15 protein-coding genes are annotated in these 17,795 nt (G+C 32.7%); 12 read left to right on the top strand and 3 right to left on the bottom strand.

All coding sequences use genetic code 11. From position 1 onward, the window contains the following. Nucleotides 1-190 precede the first annotated feature (190 nt). Complete coding sequence (gene clpB, locus BTM19_RS09800) at nucleotides 191-2,800, top strand: ATP-dependent chaperone ClpB (protein WP_029379161.1); 2,610 nt, start codon at nucleotides 191-193, stop codon at nucleotides 2,798-2,800. Between the two features lie 219 nt (nucleotides 2,801-3,019). On the opposite strand, the gene BTM19_RS09805 is transcribed toward clpB, so the two are convergent. After that, entirely contained in the window at nucleotides 3,020-3,214 is a 195-nt protein-coding gene (locus tag BTM19_RS09805; protein ID WP_029379160.1) for a YjzD family protein, read from the bottom strand. Between the two features lie 188 nt (nucleotides 3,215-3,402). Between BTM19_RS09805 and BTM19_RS09810 the strand changes: the two genes are divergently transcribed. The 3 genes from BTM19_RS09810 to BTM19_RS09820 all read left to right on the top strand — a co-directional run bounded on the left by BTM19_RS09810 (nucleotide 3,403) and on the right by BTM19_RS09820 (nucleotide 7,186). Beyond that, nucleotides 3,403-4,344, top strand: coding sequence for a beta-ketoacyl-ACP synthase III (locus BTM19_RS09810; protein WP_029379159.1), 942 nt, complete (start codon nucleotides 3,403-3,405; stop codon nucleotides 4,342-4,344). An 11-nt stretch (nucleotides 4,345-4,355) separates the two neighbouring features. Then, nucleotides 4,356-5,600 carry a beta-ketoacyl-ACP synthase II gene (fabF, locus tag BTM19_RS09815; RefSeq protein ID WP_058626073.1) on the top strand — a complete coding sequence of 415 codons (1,245 nt, stop codon included), beginning with the start codon at nucleotides 4,356-4,358 and terminating at the stop codon, nucleotides 5,598-5,600. 353 nt (nucleotides 5,601-5,953) lie between these two features. Then, nucleotides 5,954-7,186: an MFS transporter gene (locus BTM19_RS09820; RefSeq protein WP_058626074.1), complete on the top strand. Its 1,233-nt coding sequence runs from the start codon at nucleotides 5,954-5,956 to the stop codon at nucleotides 7,184-7,186. 231 nt (nucleotides 7,187-7,417) lie between these two features. Here BTM19_RS09820 and BTM19_RS09825 read toward each other — a convergent pair whose 3' ends face one another. Next, nucleotides 7,418-7,792, bottom strand: a complete 375-nt coding sequence (locus tag BTM19_RS09825) for a DUF3899 domain-containing protein (RefSeq protein ID WP_029379156.1) — start codon at nucleotides 7,790-7,792, stop codon at nucleotides 7,418-7,420. 244 nt (nucleotides 7,793-8,036) lie between these two features. Between BTM19_RS09825 and opp3b the strand changes: the two genes are divergently transcribed. From opp3b to BTM19_RS09850, 5 genes are read left to right on the top strand one after another with little or no spacing between them, the layout of a single operon-like run. Continuing rightward, the gene (gene opp3b, locus BTM19_RS09830; protein WP_017722312.1) at nucleotides 8,037-8,963 is read left to right on the top strand and encodes an oligopeptide ABC transporter permease; all 927 of its coding nucleotides are present in this window, start codon (nucleotides 8,037-8,039) and stop codon (nucleotides 8,961-8,963) included. Next, nucleotides 8,963-10,030 carry an oligopeptide ABC transporter permease gene (gene opp3C, locus BTM19_RS09835; protein ID WP_042362992.1) on the top strand — a complete coding sequence of 356 codons (1,068 nt, stop codon included), beginning with the start codon at nucleotides 8,963-8,965 and terminating at the stop codon, nucleotides 10,028-10,030. Before opp3b ends, opp3C begins: the two co-directional genes overlap by 1 nt. 18 nt (nucleotides 10,031-10,048) lie before the next feature. Beyond that, entirely contained in the window at nucleotides 10,049-11,131 is a 1,083-nt protein-coding gene (locus tag BTM19_RS09840; RefSeq protein ID WP_038678235.1) for an ABC transporter ATP-binding protein, read from the top strand. Continuing rightward, nucleotides 11,121-12,065 (top strand): ABC transporter ATP-binding protein, encoded by a 945-nt coding sequence (locus BTM19_RS09845; RefSeq protein WP_029379153.1) that lies wholly within the window; start codon nucleotides 11,121-11,123, stop codon nucleotides 12,063-12,065. The genes BTM19_RS09840 and BTM19_RS09845 overlap by 11 nt, the downstream gene beginning before the upstream one ends. A 20-nt stretch (nucleotides 12,066-12,085) precedes the next feature. Then, on the top strand, nucleotides 12,086-13,741 hold the full coding sequence (locus BTM19_RS09850) for a peptide ABC transporter substrate-binding protein (protein WP_058625861.1): 1,656 nt from the start codon (nucleotides 12,086-12,088) through the stop codon (nucleotides 13,739-13,741). A gap of 69 nt (nucleotides 13,742-13,810) precedes the next feature. Here the strand turns inward: BTM19_RS09850 and trpS are convergent, their stop codons facing one another. Further along, nucleotides 13,811-14,800, bottom strand: a complete 990-nt coding sequence (gene trpS, locus BTM19_RS09855) for a tryptophan--tRNA ligase (RefSeq protein ID WP_029379151.1) — start codon at nucleotides 14,798-14,800, stop codon at nucleotides 13,811-13,813. A gap of 304 nt (nucleotides 14,801-15,104) precedes the next feature. Here trpS and spxA point away from each other — a divergent pair, with 304 nt between their 5' ends. From spxA to BTM19_RS09870, 3 genes are all read left to right on the top strand, one after another. Then, nucleotides 15,105-15,500 (top strand): transcriptional regulator SpxA, encoded by a 396-nt coding sequence (spxA, locus tag BTM19_RS09860; RefSeq protein WP_002483765.1) that lies wholly within the window; start codon nucleotides 15,105-15,107, stop codon nucleotides 15,498-15,500. Nucleotides 15,501-15,839: 339 nt separating this feature from the next. After that, a complete protein-coding gene (gene mecA / locus BTM19_RS09865; protein ID WP_029379150.1) occupies nucleotides 15,840-16,556 on the top strand; it encodes an adaptor protein MecA in 717 nt (238 codons plus the stop codon). 205 nt (nucleotides 16,557-16,761) lie between these two features. Continuing rightward, entirely contained in the window at nucleotides 16,762-17,760 is a 999-nt protein-coding gene (locus BTM19_RS09870; RefSeq protein WP_029379149.1) for a competence protein CoiA, read from the top strand. Nucleotides 17,761-17,795: the final 35 nt, after the last annotated feature.

Genomic DNA, 17,795 nt, shown 5'->3' on the forward strand with positions numbered 1-17,795 from the left:
GTTTATTTAATTTAAATAATGGGGAAAACATTAATATAACAAGCTTTAATAATGTTAAAAAAATTTAAGGATTATAATCATAAGTGTTGAAAAGTAACATTGAAAGGATTATAATTAACTTAAGGTCAAAGAAAGTCAAAGTCAAACTTAATGACGTTTGATCAAATACTAAATGGTGAGGTGAATCATTTTGGATATTAATCAAATGACCTATGCTGTTCAAGGAGCTTTACAAAAAGCTGTTGAATTAGCAAAAGCAAATGAAAACCAAAATATAGAAATTGAAGCTGTATTAAAAGCAGCGCTTGAAGAAAGCGAAAGTTTATTTAAAAGTGTGTTAGAAAGAGCTAATATTGATACTGAACATTTAAGCAATGCATATACTAATAAATTGAAAAACTATCCAACCGTACAAGGAGATAACGTTCAATACGGACAATATATCAGTCCAAAAGCAAATGAATTATTCAATAGTTCAGAATCATATATGAAATCATATGAAGATGAATACATTTCAATGGAACATATCATATTAGCTGCAATGGATGTTGATGATACAACAAAACAATACGTAGATAATAAAAAAGAAATTATCGTAGAAATTATTAAAAAAATAAGAGGGGGAAACCATGTGACGACACAAAATCCAGAGGCAAATTATGAAGCATTAGAAAAATATGGTAGAGATTTAGTTGAAGAAGTTCGTCAAGGTAATATGGATCCAGTGATTGGACGTGACGAAGAAATAAGAAATACCGTAAGAATTTTAAGTAGAAAAACAAAAAACAATCCTGTGCTTATCGGTGAACCAGGTGTAGGTAAAACAGCTATTGTTGAAGGTTTAGCGCAGAGAATTGTTAGAAAAGACGTACCTGAGTCATTATTAGATAAAACGATATTTGAATTAGACTTAAGTGCACTTGTTGCAGGTGCAAAATATCGTGGTGAATTTGAAGAGCGACTGAAAGCAGTCTTGAAAGAAGTGAAAGATTCAGATGGTAGAATCTTATTATTTATAGATGAAATTCATATGCTTGTAGGTGCTGGTAAAACTGAAGGTGCAATGGATGCTGGTAACATGTTGAAACCTATGCTTGCTAGAGGTGAATTGCACTGTATTGGGGCTACAACACTAAATGAATATAGAGAATATATTGAAAAAGATTCAGCTTTAGAACGTCGTTTCCAAAAAGTAAATGTATCAGAACCAGATGTAGAAGACACAATTTCAATCTTACGTGGTTTGAAAGAACGCTATGAAGTTTATCATGGTGTACGTATACAAGATAAGGCGTTAGTAGCAGCCGCAGAACTTTCAGACCGTTATATCACAGATCGCTTTCTTCCAGATAAAGCAATCGATTTAGTTGACCAAGCGTGCGCGACAATCAGAACTGAAATGGGGTCCAACCCAACAGAATTAGACCAAGTTAATCGTCGTGTAATGCAATTAGAAATAGAAGAAAGCGCATTGAAAAATGAATCCGATAATGCAAGTAAACAGCGTTTACAAGAGTTACAACAAGAATTATCTAATGAAAAAGAAAAACAAAACGCAATTCAATCTCGTGTTGAAGAAGAGAAAGAAAAAATTGCTAAGTTACAAGAAAAACGTACGGAATTAGATGAAAACAGAAAGGCATTAGAAGATGCTGAAAATAATTACAACTTAGAAAGAGCAGCTGAATTACAACATGGTACAATTCCTGAATTAGAAAAAGAATTACGCGAATTAGAGGATGCATTCCAAAATGAACAAAATGGAGATAATGAACGTATTATTCGTGAAATTGTTTCTGATGAAGAGATTGGAGATATTGTTAGTTCATGGACAGGTATTCCAGTTTCGAAACTTGTTGAAACTGAAAGAGAGAAACTGTTAAATCTATCAGATATATTGCATGAACGTGTTGTAGGACAAGATAAAGCAGTAGATTTAGTTTCTGATGCAGTTGTAAGAGCACGTGCAGGAATCAAGGATCCTAACAGACCTATTGGTAGCTTCTTATTCCTAGGTCCTACAGGTGTAGGTAAAACAGAATTAGCTAAATCATTAGCATCAACATTATTTGATTCAGAGAAACACATGATTCGCATTGATATGAGTGAGTATATGGAGAAACATTCTGTCTCTCGACTAATTGGGGCGCCTCCAGGTTATGTAGGTCATGACGAAGGTGGTCAATTAACTGAATCAGTTCGCCGTAATCCATATTCTGTAATTTTATTAGATGAAATTGAAAAAGCTCACAGTGATGTATTTAACGTATTATTACAAATACTTGAAGAAGGTCGCTTGACGGATTCTAAAGGGCGTGAAGTAGACTTTAAAAATACAATTATTATAATGACTAGTAATATAGGTTCGCAAATATTATTAGAAAATGTTAAAGACTCAGGTGTGATAACTGAAACAACAGAAAAAGCTGTGATGAATAGTTTAAATCAATATTTCAAACCTGAAATCATTAACCGTATGGATGACATTGTTTTATTCAAACCGTTATCTATTAATGACATGAGTTTAATTGTTGATAAATTATTAACAGAGTTAAATATAAGATTAATGGGACAACGTATTTCAATCAATGTGTCAGAAGAGGCGAAGGCTTGGTTAGGTGAAGAAGCTTATGAACCACAGTTCGGTGCAAGACCATTGAAACGTTTTATCCAAAGACAAATTGAAACGCCATTGGCACGTAAAATGATAAGAGAAAATTTACCTGAAGGTACAACTATTGATATAGAGTTGACTGATGATGGTTTAACATTTTCTGAAAATAAACCCGAAGCAATTTAACAAATACTATTAATATAGAATACAATTTCTTTAATTAAAATAATTTAGTGGGGAACGCGTAATTGAAAGCAAAGTAAGCATTTGTTTTCTGAGGCGTTCCCATTTTTATATAAAAAAAACAAGTCCAAGACATATAAATGTCTTGGACTTGTTTAATGTTATAGTAATCTTTGACGGAATGAGACAATGGAATCATAAGATTATTGTCCTGCGCCATATTTAGTGATGTTCTTTGGCCTCATGTTTACTAGGTTTGATCATCATATCAAATAAAGCGATAATAATTGTAAAAGCAATCGCTCCAAAGATTGGTGTTACATAGTTAAGTTCACCGCCACCATTCAAGCTATTAAGTACGAAATTAATCATTTGTAATAAAACAATAGACCAAAATAAAACTGCGAGGTATTTCATTATGTAATGCCTCCAATATAATATATATAACTTCATTATAAATAATTAAGTGTAGTTTGTATAGAGAGAAGTAATATTTAAAATTTCGATGTGTTGTTCTTGTATTTGAAATGTGTATTATGTTAAATTAATACCTGGTATTAAAAGTTTAATTCAAATAAAAATTAAGATTAAGAAGGTGTACAACCATGGATGTGGGTATTAAAGGTTTTGGTGCATACGCACCTGAAAAAGTTGTTAAAAATACCTATTTTGAATCATTTTTAGAAACTTCAGATGAGTGGATTTCACAAATGACTGGTATTAAAGAGCGTAGATGGGCAGATGAAAATGAAGAAACTTCTGACATGGCTTATCAAGCGAGCTTAAAAGCAATCAAAGATGCAGGGATTGAAGCTTCAGAAATCGACATGATTATTGTAGCGACATCGACTGGTGATTTTCCTTTTCCAACAGTAGCTAATATTTTACAAGAAAAATTAGGCGTGGGGAAAGTTGCTTCCATGGATCAACTTGCAGCATGCAGTGGTTTTATGTATGCAATGATTAATGCAAAACAATTTGTACAATCTGGTGATTATAAAAATATATTAGTTGTCGGCGTAGATAAATTATCTAAAATCACTGACTTTACAGATCGTTCAACAGCTATTTTATTCGGAGACGGTGCTGGCGCAGTAGTTATTAGTGAAGTATCAGAAGGGCGCGGTATTTTAAGTTATGAACTAGGTTCAGATGGCTCAGGAGCAAAACACTTATTTTTAAACCCAGAAAATGGCAAAATATTTATGAACGGTCGTGAAGTATTTAAGTTTGCTGTAAGAATCATGGGAGAAGCGTCAACAAACGCGGTGGCTAAAGCAAATTTAACACCTGATGATGTTGACATGTTTGTACCACACCAAGCAAACATTAGAATAATGGAGTCTGCTAGAGAGCGTTTGGGTATTCCCAAAGAAAAAATGAGTGTTTCTGTAGATAGATTCGGAAATACGTCAGCAGCATCTATTCCATTAAGTATCGGTCAAGAATTAGAAAACGGCAAAATTAAAGATGACGATGTCCTTGTATTAGTCGGTTTTGGTGGCGGCTTAACATGGGGCGCTATCACACTAAGATGGGGAAAATAGGAGGATAAATTATGAGCAAAGAACAGCGTGTTGTAATAACAGGAGTTGGCGCATTATCACCTCTAGGCAACGATGCTAAAACATCGTGGGATAACGCATTAAAAGGTGTTAGTGGTATTGATAATATTACAAGAGTAGACACAACAGATTACAGTGTTCATTTAGCTGGAGAATTAAAAGATTTTAATATAGAAGACCATATTTCGAAAAAAGAAGCACGCAGAATGGATCGTTTCACGCAATATGCGGTAGTAGCTGCTAGAGAAGCGGTTCAAGATGCTAAACTTGAAATTAATGAGAATAATGCTAATAGAATTGGAGTATGGATTGGTTCAGGGATTGGCGGTATGGAAACATTTGAAATTTCTCATAGCCAATTAATTAATCGTGGTCCAAGAAAAGTGAGCCCATTTTTTGTACCCATGCTAATACCTGATATGGCTACTGGTCAAGTATCTATTGATATTGGTGCCAAAGGGCCAAACGGTTCGACGGTAACAGCTTGTGCAACTGGTACGAACTCAATTGGAGAAGCGTTTAAGATTATTCAACGTGGCGATGCAGATGCAATGGTTACGGGTGGAGCTGAAGCGCCAATTACACATATGGCAATCGCAGGCTTTAGTGCTAGTCGTGCATTATCTACAAACGTTGATAAAGAAACAGCATGCCGTCCTTTCCAAGAAGGCCGTGATGGGTTCATCATGGGTGAAGGCGCTGGTATTGTAGTATTAGAATCTTTAGAATCAGCGCAAGCACGCGGTGCCCAAATATATGCAGAAATTGTAGGATATGGCTCAACGGGAGATGCATATCATATTACAGCTCCAGCACCACAAGGTGAAGGTGGTTCTCGTGCTATGCAAGCTGCTATGGATGATGCTGGTATTGAAGCTAAAGATGTTCAATATCTTAATGCGCATGGTACAAGTACGCCAGTAGGTGACTTGACTGAAATCCAAGCTATAAAAAATACATTTGGTGAAGCTGCTTCTACATTAAAAGTAAGTTCAACTAAATCAATGACAGGCCATTTACTTGGTGCAACAGGTGGTATTGAGGCAATCTTTTCTGCTCTTTCAATTAGAGATAGTCGCATTGCACCTACAATTAATGCAAACACACCAGATCCGGAGTGTGATTTAGATATCGTCCCTAACCAAGCAGAAGATTTAGATATTACTTATGCAATGAGTAACAGTTTAGGTTTCGGCGGACATAATGCAGTAATTGTATTGAAAAAATTTAATGACTAAAATTGTATAGTATTTTATACGGTTAAGTTATAAATAAAAAATAAACCAAACGCTATGTTTTTAGTGTTTGGTTTATTTTTGTGTTCGGAGATATTTCAAAAGTTTACCGGAAAATTTAATATCTATTTGATTTTTATTCAAAATAAGCAGTCTAATATTTATGAACGCCACTTATTACTATATATTATACTTATATAAGCAAATAAAATGTTATGAAAATTTAAAGAGTTAAAACATTTGCTTATTGGCAATATTAGTATTTAAAAATATAATATATTTAGTAATCATCTATTCATATTATATATTTAATGTATAATAGTGAGCATTCATATAATTAAAAAAGGGGACACAAGATGAAAAGATTTTTGACACTATCTACAACATTAAAAACACGACTTTTAGCTGATTTTATCTTAATCATTGCGAGCCAAGCAATTTTACCTTTTTTGGCATTATATTTAACTAGTAAAGTGAATGCAGTGTTTGCGGGTGTTTTCTTAATAACAAATCTTATTGTAAGTTTTATTGTGTCTTTCATTGGTGGGTATATAGGGGATAATTATAACAGGAAGAAAGTAGTAAATTATATTCATTTTCTTTATGCAATTTGTCTCATTATTTTAAGTATAACCGTTACTATGGACGGTATAGGATTAGTTATTTTTTGTATAACAGTTTTTATTTTTGAAATTATGTTTGCTGCGAGCGAACCTATTTTTGAGGCAGCAATTATGGATGCAATTTATGAAGAAGTTCGTGAATACGTTTATCAACTAAATTATTGGATGTTTAATATTAGTACAGCAATTGGTATGGTGCTAGGTGCTTTACTCTATTTAGGTCATAAACGATTATTATTTATGATATTTTTCTTAGCAATGCTCATAAGTTGGTACCTTTTTGAGAAATACTACGATGTAGAGCAAGTTTATAAGCAAAAAGAAGAATTAACATCAAAATTTAAAGATTTTATTAATAGTTATCATACAGTTATAAAAGATAAATATTTTATGATGCTAAATTTAGGTTTCATGTTAGTAATTATGGCGGAATTAAGTTTGAATTCTTATGTTGTGGTTAGATTGAAGTCTGATTTTGAACCATTAAGCTTTTTTGGGTTTTACATAGATGGAGTGAGAATGTTTACTGTTATTATGATAATCAACACACTTGTTGTAGCTACTTTAACTTTTACAGTAAATAGAATCGTGGAATCAACATCCAAAAGAATTGCATTTATTTTAGGTATTATATTATATACCATTGGTTATAGTGTGTTGACATCTGCGAGTTCATTTTGGATTTTATGCTTATTCTCAGTTATTGCCACACTAGGAGAATTGATATATTCGCCTATACAAAACGCACAAAGGTTTTTAATGATACCAGATGATAAACGAAGTACATATAATACATTTGGTATGATTTCATTTTATGGTGGTAACTTATTAGCACGTTCTGGGTTGATTATAGGGGCTTTTGTTTTACCATGGATGATGTCGGTATACGTTGCAATCGTTGTTTTAATAGGCTTTGTGTTGTTATATTATGCTTTGTTTTGTAACCCAAACATTGAAACACAATAATGGAAAAAGAGAGCAAGAAATCAATTTTAGCTAAAATGATTTAATTGTATTAATCTATTTTTAGCAAAGCTAACTAGCAGTAAAACTATAATCATTTAGTGATATTATAACGCATTAGTCCGAGACATAAGTAGGTGTCTCGGACTAAATTTTGTTTCAATGGTTGACAGTATTACAAATTATATAAAAAGGTATTACTATTTTAATTAAATTAACTAATTAGGTCAGATTTTAAATTGAAAATGATATGACAATTGTGAGTATTAAATAAAATAAATTAAAACTAAATGCAATCTTTACCCATGAAGATACAAAATAGTCATCCTTTTTAACTTGTTTAGGTTTAAAAAATTCATCATTTTCCATGGTATCTTTGTGTTTTTTACTAGAAAGTTGATATTTTAATCGCCTAAAGCCATAACTCGTAGGATCGAAAATACCTTCTTGCACAATAATAATAATAAAAAAGAATATAGTTAACGAAATCGATATATAGAAGAAAATATTAATGAAGTATATCAAAGTATGCGAAACAAAAAACCAAAATAGCAAAGATAGAATTGGTGTTAAAAGCGCCCAACCTAATATAGAAGTTATGTTTTTCATTATTTTGTCTCCTTTAATTAATAAATTTATTGTAACTTAAAATTACTTGGAAATGAATAATAATTGATGGAATTTCTTTTATAACAATACTTATAAGATTTATAAAATTATTTAAAAAATGATTACTTTAATAATGTAAAGTAAAACAATGTTGATTAAAATATGAACTAAAAGTATAATGTTATTAAATATTTCTGAATATTTTGAAGGGAATGTTTATTCTGAAATTAAAGGGGGATAAAATATGCTTAAGTATATTATGAAGCGTTTAGGGTATATGATTTTGTCATTATTCATAATCATAACGATCACGTTTTTCTTAATGAAGTTAATGCCAGGTTCGCCATTTAATGATGAAAAATTAAATGAAGAGCAGAAACAAATTTTAAATGAAAAATATGGTCTGAATGATCCGGTACCTGTACAGTATGCCAGTTATTTAAAGAATGTTGTTACGGGGGACTTTGGTAATTCATTCCAATATGACAATCAACCTGTTTGGGACTTAATAAAACCGAGGTTATTACCGTCGTTCGAGATGGGGATGACAGCGATGGTTATCGGTGTAATACTAGGTTTGATTTTGGGGGTCATAGCAGCAGTGCGGCAAAACACCTGGGTGGATTATTCTGCAACAGTGATTTCGGTTATTGCGGTTTCAGTACCATCATTTGTATTAGCAGTATTATTGCAGTATGTCTTTTCGGTAAGACTACAATGGTTTCCTGTTGCGGGTTGGGAAGGGCTATCAACAGCAGTGTTACCTTCACTAGCTTTATCTGCAGCAGTACTGGCAACCGTGGCTAGATACATAAGAGCGGAAATGATTGAAGTATTAAGTTCAGATTATATCTTGTTAGCACGTGCCAAAGGTAATTCAACAATGAGAGTGCTATTTGGGCATGCATTAAGGAATGCATTAATTCCAGTTATAACAATTATTGTGCCTATGTTAGCGAGTATTCTGACAGGTACATTAACAATTGAAAATATCTTTGGTGTGCCTGGTTTAGGGGACCAATTCGTTAGATCAATAACAACAAATGATTTCCCAGTTATCATGGCAACGACGATTTTATTCAGTACACTATTTATTGTTTCCATTTTCCTTGTAGACATATTATATGGTGTTATTGATCCACGTATACGTGTACAAGGGGGTAAAAAATAATGGCTGATAAAAGAGATGAAAAATTAAATGATGATCATTCAAATGCAGTGATGACTACTACCTCTGAAGCTATTCCAGCATCCGATTTTATTAGAAGTAACAATGATATTGAAAAAGAACCTGAAATGCAAAGAGAGAGTAAAAACTTTTGGCAAGATGCATGGACACAATTGAAACGCAATAAACTCGCAGTAGTAGGGATGATTGGTTTGATTTTTATTGTGTTATTAGCGTTAATAGGGCCACTGCTAAGTTCACATGATTATGCTGAACAAGATGTTGAGCGTCGTAATCTACCGGCTAAGATACCAGTGCTAGACCAAATTTCATTCTTACCATTTGATGGTGAGGGTGCACAAGGCGTTGATGCTTATAAAGAAGCTGGAGTTAAAGAGAACTTCTGGTTCGGTACAGACCAATTAGGTAGAGATTTATGGTCAAGAACTTGGCAAGGTGCCCAAGTATCATTATTTATTGGCGTTGTCGCTGCTTTACTAGATATATTTATAGGCGTCATATACGGAGCTATATCAGGATTCTTTGGGGGACGAATAGATAATGTTATGCAACGTATAATAGAAGTTGTTGCTTCTATTCCAACACTTATCGTTGTGATTTTATTTGTGCTGATCTTTGAACCATCTATTTGGACGATTATTTTAGCGATGGCTATTACTGGATGGATTGGTATGAGTCGTGTCGTGCGTGGAGAATTTTTAAAGTTGAAAAACCAAGAATTTGTATTGGCCTCAAAAACATTAGGTGCATCAAAATTTAAACTGATTTTCAAACATATTTTACCTAACACGTTAGGTGTTATTGTAGTCACTTCAATGTTTACAGTGCCTAACGCAATATTCTTTGAAGCATTTTTAAGCTTTATTGGTATTGGAGTACCTGCACCAAGAACATCATTGGGCTCCTTGGTAAATGAAGGAAGAGCTATGTTGCTCATCCACCCGCATGAATTATTTATACCAGCGTTAGTATTGAGTTTACTAATCTTATTCTTCTATCTATTTAGTGATGGATTACGTGATGCATTTGATCCGAAAATGCGTAGATAATAAAAGGAGGCAACAGATATGTCAGAAAGAATATTAGAAGTTAGTGATTTGCATGTTTCCTTTGATATCGACGCAGGGGAAGTACAAGCGGTAAGAGGCGTTGACTTTGTTATCGATAAAGGAGAGACATTAGCAATTGTTGGTGAATCTGGTTCGGGTAAATCAGTGACAACAAAAGCTATTACGAAATTATTCCAAGGTGACAGCGGAAGAATTAAAAAAGGGCAAATTAATTTCTTAGGTGAAGATTTAGCGAAAAAATCAGAACAGGAATTGATTAAATTACGTGGTAAAGATATTTCAATGATTTTCCAAGATCCAATGACATCGTTAAATCCAACAATGAAAATTGGAAAACAGGTAATGGAACCGCTAATTAAACATAAAAATTATAATAAAGCAAACGCTAAAAAAAGAGCGCTTGAAATTCTAAATCTAGTTGGTTTACCAAATGCTGAAAAACGATTTAATGCGTATCCCCATCAATTTTCAGGTGGACAAAGACAAAGAATCGTTATAGCAACGGCACTCGCATGTGAACCGAAAGTGCTTATTGCAGATGAGCCTACCACTGCACTGGATGTGACAATGCAAGCGCAAATATTAGAGCTTATGAAAGAGCTTCAACATAAAATCAGTACGTCTATCATATTTATTACACATGATTTAGGTGTTGTAGCAAACATAGCGGATAGAGTTGCTGTAATGTATGGCGGTCAAATGGTAGAAACAGGTGATGTAGATGAAATATTCTATGATCCAAAACATCCATATACTTGGGGCTTACTTTCTTCAATGCCAGACTTAACAACTGGCACTGAGACAGAATTGCTAGCGATCCCTGGTACACCACCTGATTTGTTACATCCGCCAAAAGGTGATGCGTTTGCGGATCGTAGCCAATTTGCTTTAGATATTGATTTTAAGACACCACCACCGTGGTATCAAGTATCGCCAACACATTTTGTGAAATCATGGTTGCTGGACGATCGTGCACCTAGCGTAGAACCACCCGAAATGGTTAAAAAACGTTTGCGTAATATGCCAAATAACTTTGATAAACCACAACAGGTAGAAAGGGTGTCTTTCAATGGAGAATAGTAATGAGTTATTATTGCAAGTGAAAAATTTAAAACAATATTTTAACGAAGGTAAAAGAAACGAAGTTAGAGCTATTGAAAACATTTCTTTTGATATTTATAAAGGTGAAACATTTGGACTTGTTGGTGAATCAGGATGTGGAAAGTCAACGACAGGAAAAGCAATTATTAAATTAAACGAAATATCGGATGGCGAGATTTTATATGAAGGCGTGGATATCCAAAAAATTAAAAATCGTAAAGATTCTTTGAAATTCAATAAAAAGATTCAAATGATTTTCCAAGATCCTTATGCTTCTTTAAACCCAAGACTTAAGGTAATGGATATCATAGCTGAAGGTATTGATATACACAAACTTTCAACAGGGGTAAAAGACCGAAAAAGACGTGTTTATGATTTGTTAGAAACTGTTGGTTTAAGCAAAGAGCATGCCAATCGTTATCCTCATGAATTCTCAGGTGGTCAACGCCAACGTATCGGGATTGCAAGAGCACTAGCAGTTGAGCCTGAGTTTATTATTGCTGATGAACCTATTTCGGCGTTAGACGTCTCAATACAAGCACAAGTCGTTAATCTATTATTAAAATTACAGAGAGAGCGTGGCATAACGTTTTTATTTATTGCTCATGATCTATCAATGGTTAAATACATTTCGGACAGAATTGCGGTTATGCATTTTGGTAAAATTGTAGAAATAGGTAGTGCGGATGAAATATACAATCACCCAATGCATCCCTATACGAAGTCATTACTTTCTGCTGTACCTCAGCCTGACCCTGAAAGTGAAAGAGTTAGAAAAAGAACTCAATTTAAAGAGGATGACACTAAGAATAATCAACGCTCATTACATGAAATTAGAGCGAATCATTATGTATTTACTACAGATGAAGAAGCTGAAGAATTAAAATCTCAAACACATGAGGCTTCTGTTTAACAGGGAAAGGGGGGCAAATGATGAAAAAATTTAAGTTTTTAATTATTTTAGTAGCGCTATCCGTTGTGTTAGCGGGTTGTGGCAATGCTGAAGGAATTTATTCTGATAAAGGAGATGTATTTAGAAAAGTGATACCACAAGATATTTCTTCTTTAGATACGGCCTTAGCTACTGATACCGTTTCATTTGATATATATAACCAGGTATATGAAGGATTATATACCTTAGATAAAAATGATAAAGCGAAACCAGGTGTGGCAAAAGCTATGCCAAAAGAAAGTAATGGTGGTAAAACCTTAACGATTGATTTGCGTAAAGATGCAAAATGGTCTAATGGTGATCCAGTTACAGCGCATGATTTTGAATATGCGTGGAAACGTGTCGTTAATCCTGACACAGCATCTGAATATGCTTATATTATGTATGATTTAAAAAATGCTGAAGCAATAAATATGGGCAAAAAGGACGTAGATGAGCTAGGGGTTAAAGCGGTTGATGACCATACCTTAAAAGTAGAATTAACAAAACCTATACCATATATGAATGAGATGCTAGCCTTTGCAACGTTTATGCCACAAAATGAAAAAGCTGTAAAGAAAGCTGGACAACAATATGGTACTACAGCTGATAAAACAGTGTATAATGGGCCATTTAAAATAAAAGATTGGAAAGTTGAAGATAAAATACAGCTTGTGAAAAATGATGATTATTGGGATAAAAAGGCAGTGAATTTAGATCGTGTAAATTACAAAGTGTTGAAAGATCAGCAAGCAGGGGCGTCATTATATGACACAGGTTCTGTAGATGATACAGTAATAACTGCCGATCAAGTTGATAAATATGCAGACAATCCGGGATTAAAGAAACGTTTATTAGCAAGTACATTTTATATTAAGTTAAATCGAGACAATGTGCCGGAATTTAAAAACAAAGACTTAAGATTAGCAATTTCTCAAGCAATTAATAAAGAGGGCTATGTAAATTCAGTTAAAAATGACGGTTCAGAAGCTACAGATGGCTTTACATCTAAACTAACAGCTAAATCACCAGATGGTAAGGATTTTACCGAATCAATTGATTCGCCATTAACATATAATCCTAAAGCAGCAAAACAACATTTAGAGAAAGCAAAAAAAGATTTAGGCATTAAAGAATTAACATTTACAATGAACACGGAAGATACTCCAAGTTCAAAAATTTCAGCAGAGTTTATTAAATCTCAAATTGAAACTAATTTGCCAGGAGTTACAATGAATATTAAACAATTACCGTTTAAACAAAGAGTGAACCAAGAACATTCGGAAACATTTGAAGCATCATTATCTGGTTGGGGACCAGATTACCCAGATCCATTAACGTTCTTGAATATTATGACTACAGGTAATCCATCTAATAATACAGGATGGGGTAATAAAGAATTCGATAAATTAGTTAAAGATGCTAATGGCAAATTATTGAAGAAACCTGAAGAACGAAATGCAGCAATGAAGAAAGCAGAAGAGTTATTGCTAGCAGAAGCCCCAGTTGCACCAGTTTATCAAAAAGGGGAAGCGCATTTAACTAACCCTCAAGTTAAAGGTTTGGTATATCATCAAATTGGTGGAGACACGACATTAAAACATGTGAAAATTGATAAGAGTATCGACCCTAAAACTGGTAAAAAGAAAGAAAAGTAAGTATTAAAAAAGGAGAATCCGACGTATTGGATTCTCCTTTTTATGTTGTGGAAATTTCAAGCTCGGTACTTATCTTTTACGACCTAAGCCCATAGCTTTTTCCATTTTTTTCAAAGTTTTAAATGACACTTTTTGTGCTTTATCTCGACCATTATCTAAAATTGTATCAAGCTCATCAGAATTAAAATAATAGTCATACTTTTCTTGGAAATTAGTTAAGAATGATTTCACGATTTCTGCTAAGTCTGCTTTAAACACACCATAGTTTGAATCTTTATATTTTTCTTGAAGTGAGTCAATAGATTCATCAGTTAAACTTGAATAAATAGATAATAAATTAGAAATTCCTGGTTTGTTTTCACGATCAAATTTAATGACACCGTCAGAATCGGTTACAGCACTTTTGATTTTTTTAGCGGCAACATTTGGCTGATCAAGTAGTGAGATGAAGTTTTTTTGGTTATCGTCACTTTTACTCATTTTTTTAGTTGGTTCTTGAAGGCTCATCACACGGCCACCAACTTTTGGCATACGGATTTCTGGTTTGACCAATACATCATTATAACGGGAGTTAAATCTGTCTACTAGATTACGTGTTAACTCCATATGTTGTTTTTGGTCATCACCAACTGGCACGATATTAGTATTATAAATAACGATATCAGCAGCCATCAATGGTGGATATGTTAACAATCCTGCTGGTACACCTTCAGTTTGTTTTCCTGCTTTATCTTTAAATTGTGTCATACGTTCTAATTCACCAATTGAAGAAATCGTAGTGAGCATCCAACTTGCTTGAACATGCGCAGGAACTTCAGATTGAATAAATAGTGTTGATTTTTCTGGGTCTATACCAGAAGCTAAATAGATTGCAGCAAGTTGTCTAATTTGTTTACGTAATTTTAATCGATCTTGGGGTACCGTGATTGCATGTTGGTCAACGATACAAAAGAAACAGTCGTAATCATCTTGTACTTCACCAAATTGTTTCAATGCGCCAATGTAATTACCAATTGTTGGAATCCCACTAGGCTGGATACCTGAAAATAATGTTTCCATTTTATGATGCCTACTTTCTGAAATTTAATTTAATACACAATACGTATATTATAACAGTATTTCAATCATTTGTAAGTTATGTTAAACTACATGTACATCAATATTTCTAGTTGAATTTATTGAGAAATACTTTTATTTTAAATTTTTTGAAAAAAATTAGAGAATTCTCATTTAATTTTAATGTTGAAAGGGTATACTTTCATTGTAAGGTTAAGGAAGGCGAAGAAAACTATAAAGTTTCCTAATCATATAAATATTGAAATCAAATGAATTTACATTCATGAAAAATAGGAGAGTGAGATGTATGGTAACATTATTTACTTCACCAAGTTGCACATCTTGCCGTAAAGCGAAAGCATGGTTACAAGAACATGACATTCCGTATACGGAGCGTAACATTTTTTCAGAACACTTAACAATTGACGAAATCAAACAAATTTTAAAAATGACTGAAGACGGTACTGATGAAATTATATCTACACGTTCTAAAACTTATCAAAAATTAAACGTAGATATTGATGCGTTACCACTTCAAGATTTATATTCAATTATTCAAGATAACCCTGGTTTATTACGTCGTCCAATCATTTTAGACGAAAAACGTCTACAAGTTGGTTATAACGAAGATGAAATCAGACGTTTCTTACCTAGAAAAGTTCGTACGTTCCAATTGCAAGAAGCGCAACGTATGGTTGACTAAGACAAATTACAAGTGAAATAAATAAATCGTAAACCATAAAGTAATGAATTGAAAAATTGCTTTATGGTTTTATTATATTCAACATAACAAAAACTCATGGGCTTTGGTCAAACAAAAAGGTTGTCTGACTGAAAAAATCGATTTAATATAGAGTTAAGTTAGTTTTGAAGCAGCACGCTTGAATGGTTAGTGCTGTTTTTTTGGCTAATATAAGGGTATGTGTTAATATAAGGTACTAATTGGAATTTAGTGAAATTTAATCAAACAAATCAATTGTAATTATTGCTATGTTCTAATACAATATGATTACTATTCATCGACTGTAAGGAGTGAGATGATATGAGAATAGAGCGCGTTGACGATACTACCGTTAAATTATTTATAACATATAGTGATATTGAAGCAAGAGGTTTTAAACGTGAAGATTTGTGGACTAATCGCAAACGTGGAGAAGAATTCTTTTGGAATATGATGGAAGAAATCAATGAAGAAGAAGATTTTGTTGTTGAAGGCCCGTTATGGATTCAAGTACACGCTTTTGAAAAAGGTGTTGAGGTAACGATATCTAAATCTAAAAATGAAGATTTAATTAACATGTCAGATGAAGATAATGAACAACTTGATTATCAAGTGAACGATTTATTATCACAGACGTTTGATCAAGATGATAGTTTAGAAGATTTATTTGAGCAACGTCAACAACAGAAAGAAAGTAACCATAGCCAAGAACGAAATGACCATAAACAGCAAAATACACGTACTGTTATTGTTAAATTTAGTGATTTAGAAGAAGTAATCGACTATGCACATCACAACGATCAAGTGACAGATGCATTTGAAGATTTATTATATAGTCTTAACAATATTTATTATTATGCTGTGCATTTTGACGAAAATGTAGATCAAGAAACAATTAATGATAGTTATAGTCAATTACTTGAGTTCGCATATCCTACTGATAAATCTGAAGTATATTTAAATGACTATGCTAAAATAATCATGAGCCATAATGTCGCGTCACAAGTGCGTCGTTATTTCCCAAACACTGTAGAATAATTAATATGAATAAAATAAATTGAATGATATAACCATTTCTAGAATTGATTTGCAATTTATAGTAAGGGTTATGTTTTTGAAAAAGATTTAAAGCCGACAAAGTATAGACTTTGTCGGCTTTTTTATATCAGGTAAGAGGAATTTATAATTTTGCTAAAGTAATTTATGAAAGATTACCGTGTATATTAAATGAGGTGATTAAGACATGTTGTATGCTAAAGATTGCAAAGGGAAATTAATAACTGCGTATAACGCTAATAAATATTGTGCTTATAAGTGTCCACATTGTCAAAATACAGTCATTCTAAAAAAAGGATCAATAAAAACATCGCATTTTGCTCATGCTCACAGAGATTCAAACTTTTGTAACAAAGGCGAAACTTATGAACATTATATGTTTAAACATGAGTTGGCACAGCAGTTAAATAAATTAGATTATCACGTCACAATTGAACCTTATATATCGCAGTGCTACCAATATCCTGATTTAATCATTAATAATAAATTTGCGATTGAAATACAATTTTCAAATATAACTATAGATAATATAAAAAAACGAAGTAATGGATTAGCTAATATTGGTTTTGACGTTATTTGGATTATCGGTAAGTTGAAATATAACCAAAGAACAAAAATTTTATTTTTAAATAAGTGTGAACGTACTTATATTAATTTGAAGAAAAGACAACTCTTTTCATGGCATAGTGACACATCTATATTATATAGATATAAAATAATACAATTTATTGGTGGAAATCGTTACATAGCGATTAGGGAACAAATTTCGTACAAACAATTTACATATTATTTTATTAATAGTGACTCTGCGAAGTTACCATGTCATTTTAAATTAACGAAGTCTACTATAAAACAATATATCAAGAATTGTAGGCGTCAAGGCACTGTTCATGAGCCTAGTTTAAGTGTCATTTATAATTTACAACTAGAGGAATCATGGGTTTGTGAAAATCTAGGTATGGTATATCCAGAACAAATATTCATACAATCACATCCTATTTATTGGCAATTGCAATTGTTGAATATGATAAATAAAAATAAGATTAATAAAAGGGTATTTTTAGATATTATTAGATATAATCATTTTTATAATTATGATGTTAATAGTCCAGTAATAGTTCAAGCAATTATCCGCAAGTTTCAAAAATCATGTCAAAATATTGGGTATAATAACGTGCAAAATTGAGCCTTACATGAGAAAATTATAGTATTGAATTTAAT

Source organism: Staphylococcus xylosus, assembly GCF_002732165.1.
In the GTDB taxonomy this organism is placed as follows: Bacteria; Bacillota; Bacilli; order Staphylococcales; family Staphylococcaceae; genus Staphylococcus; species Staphylococcus xylosus.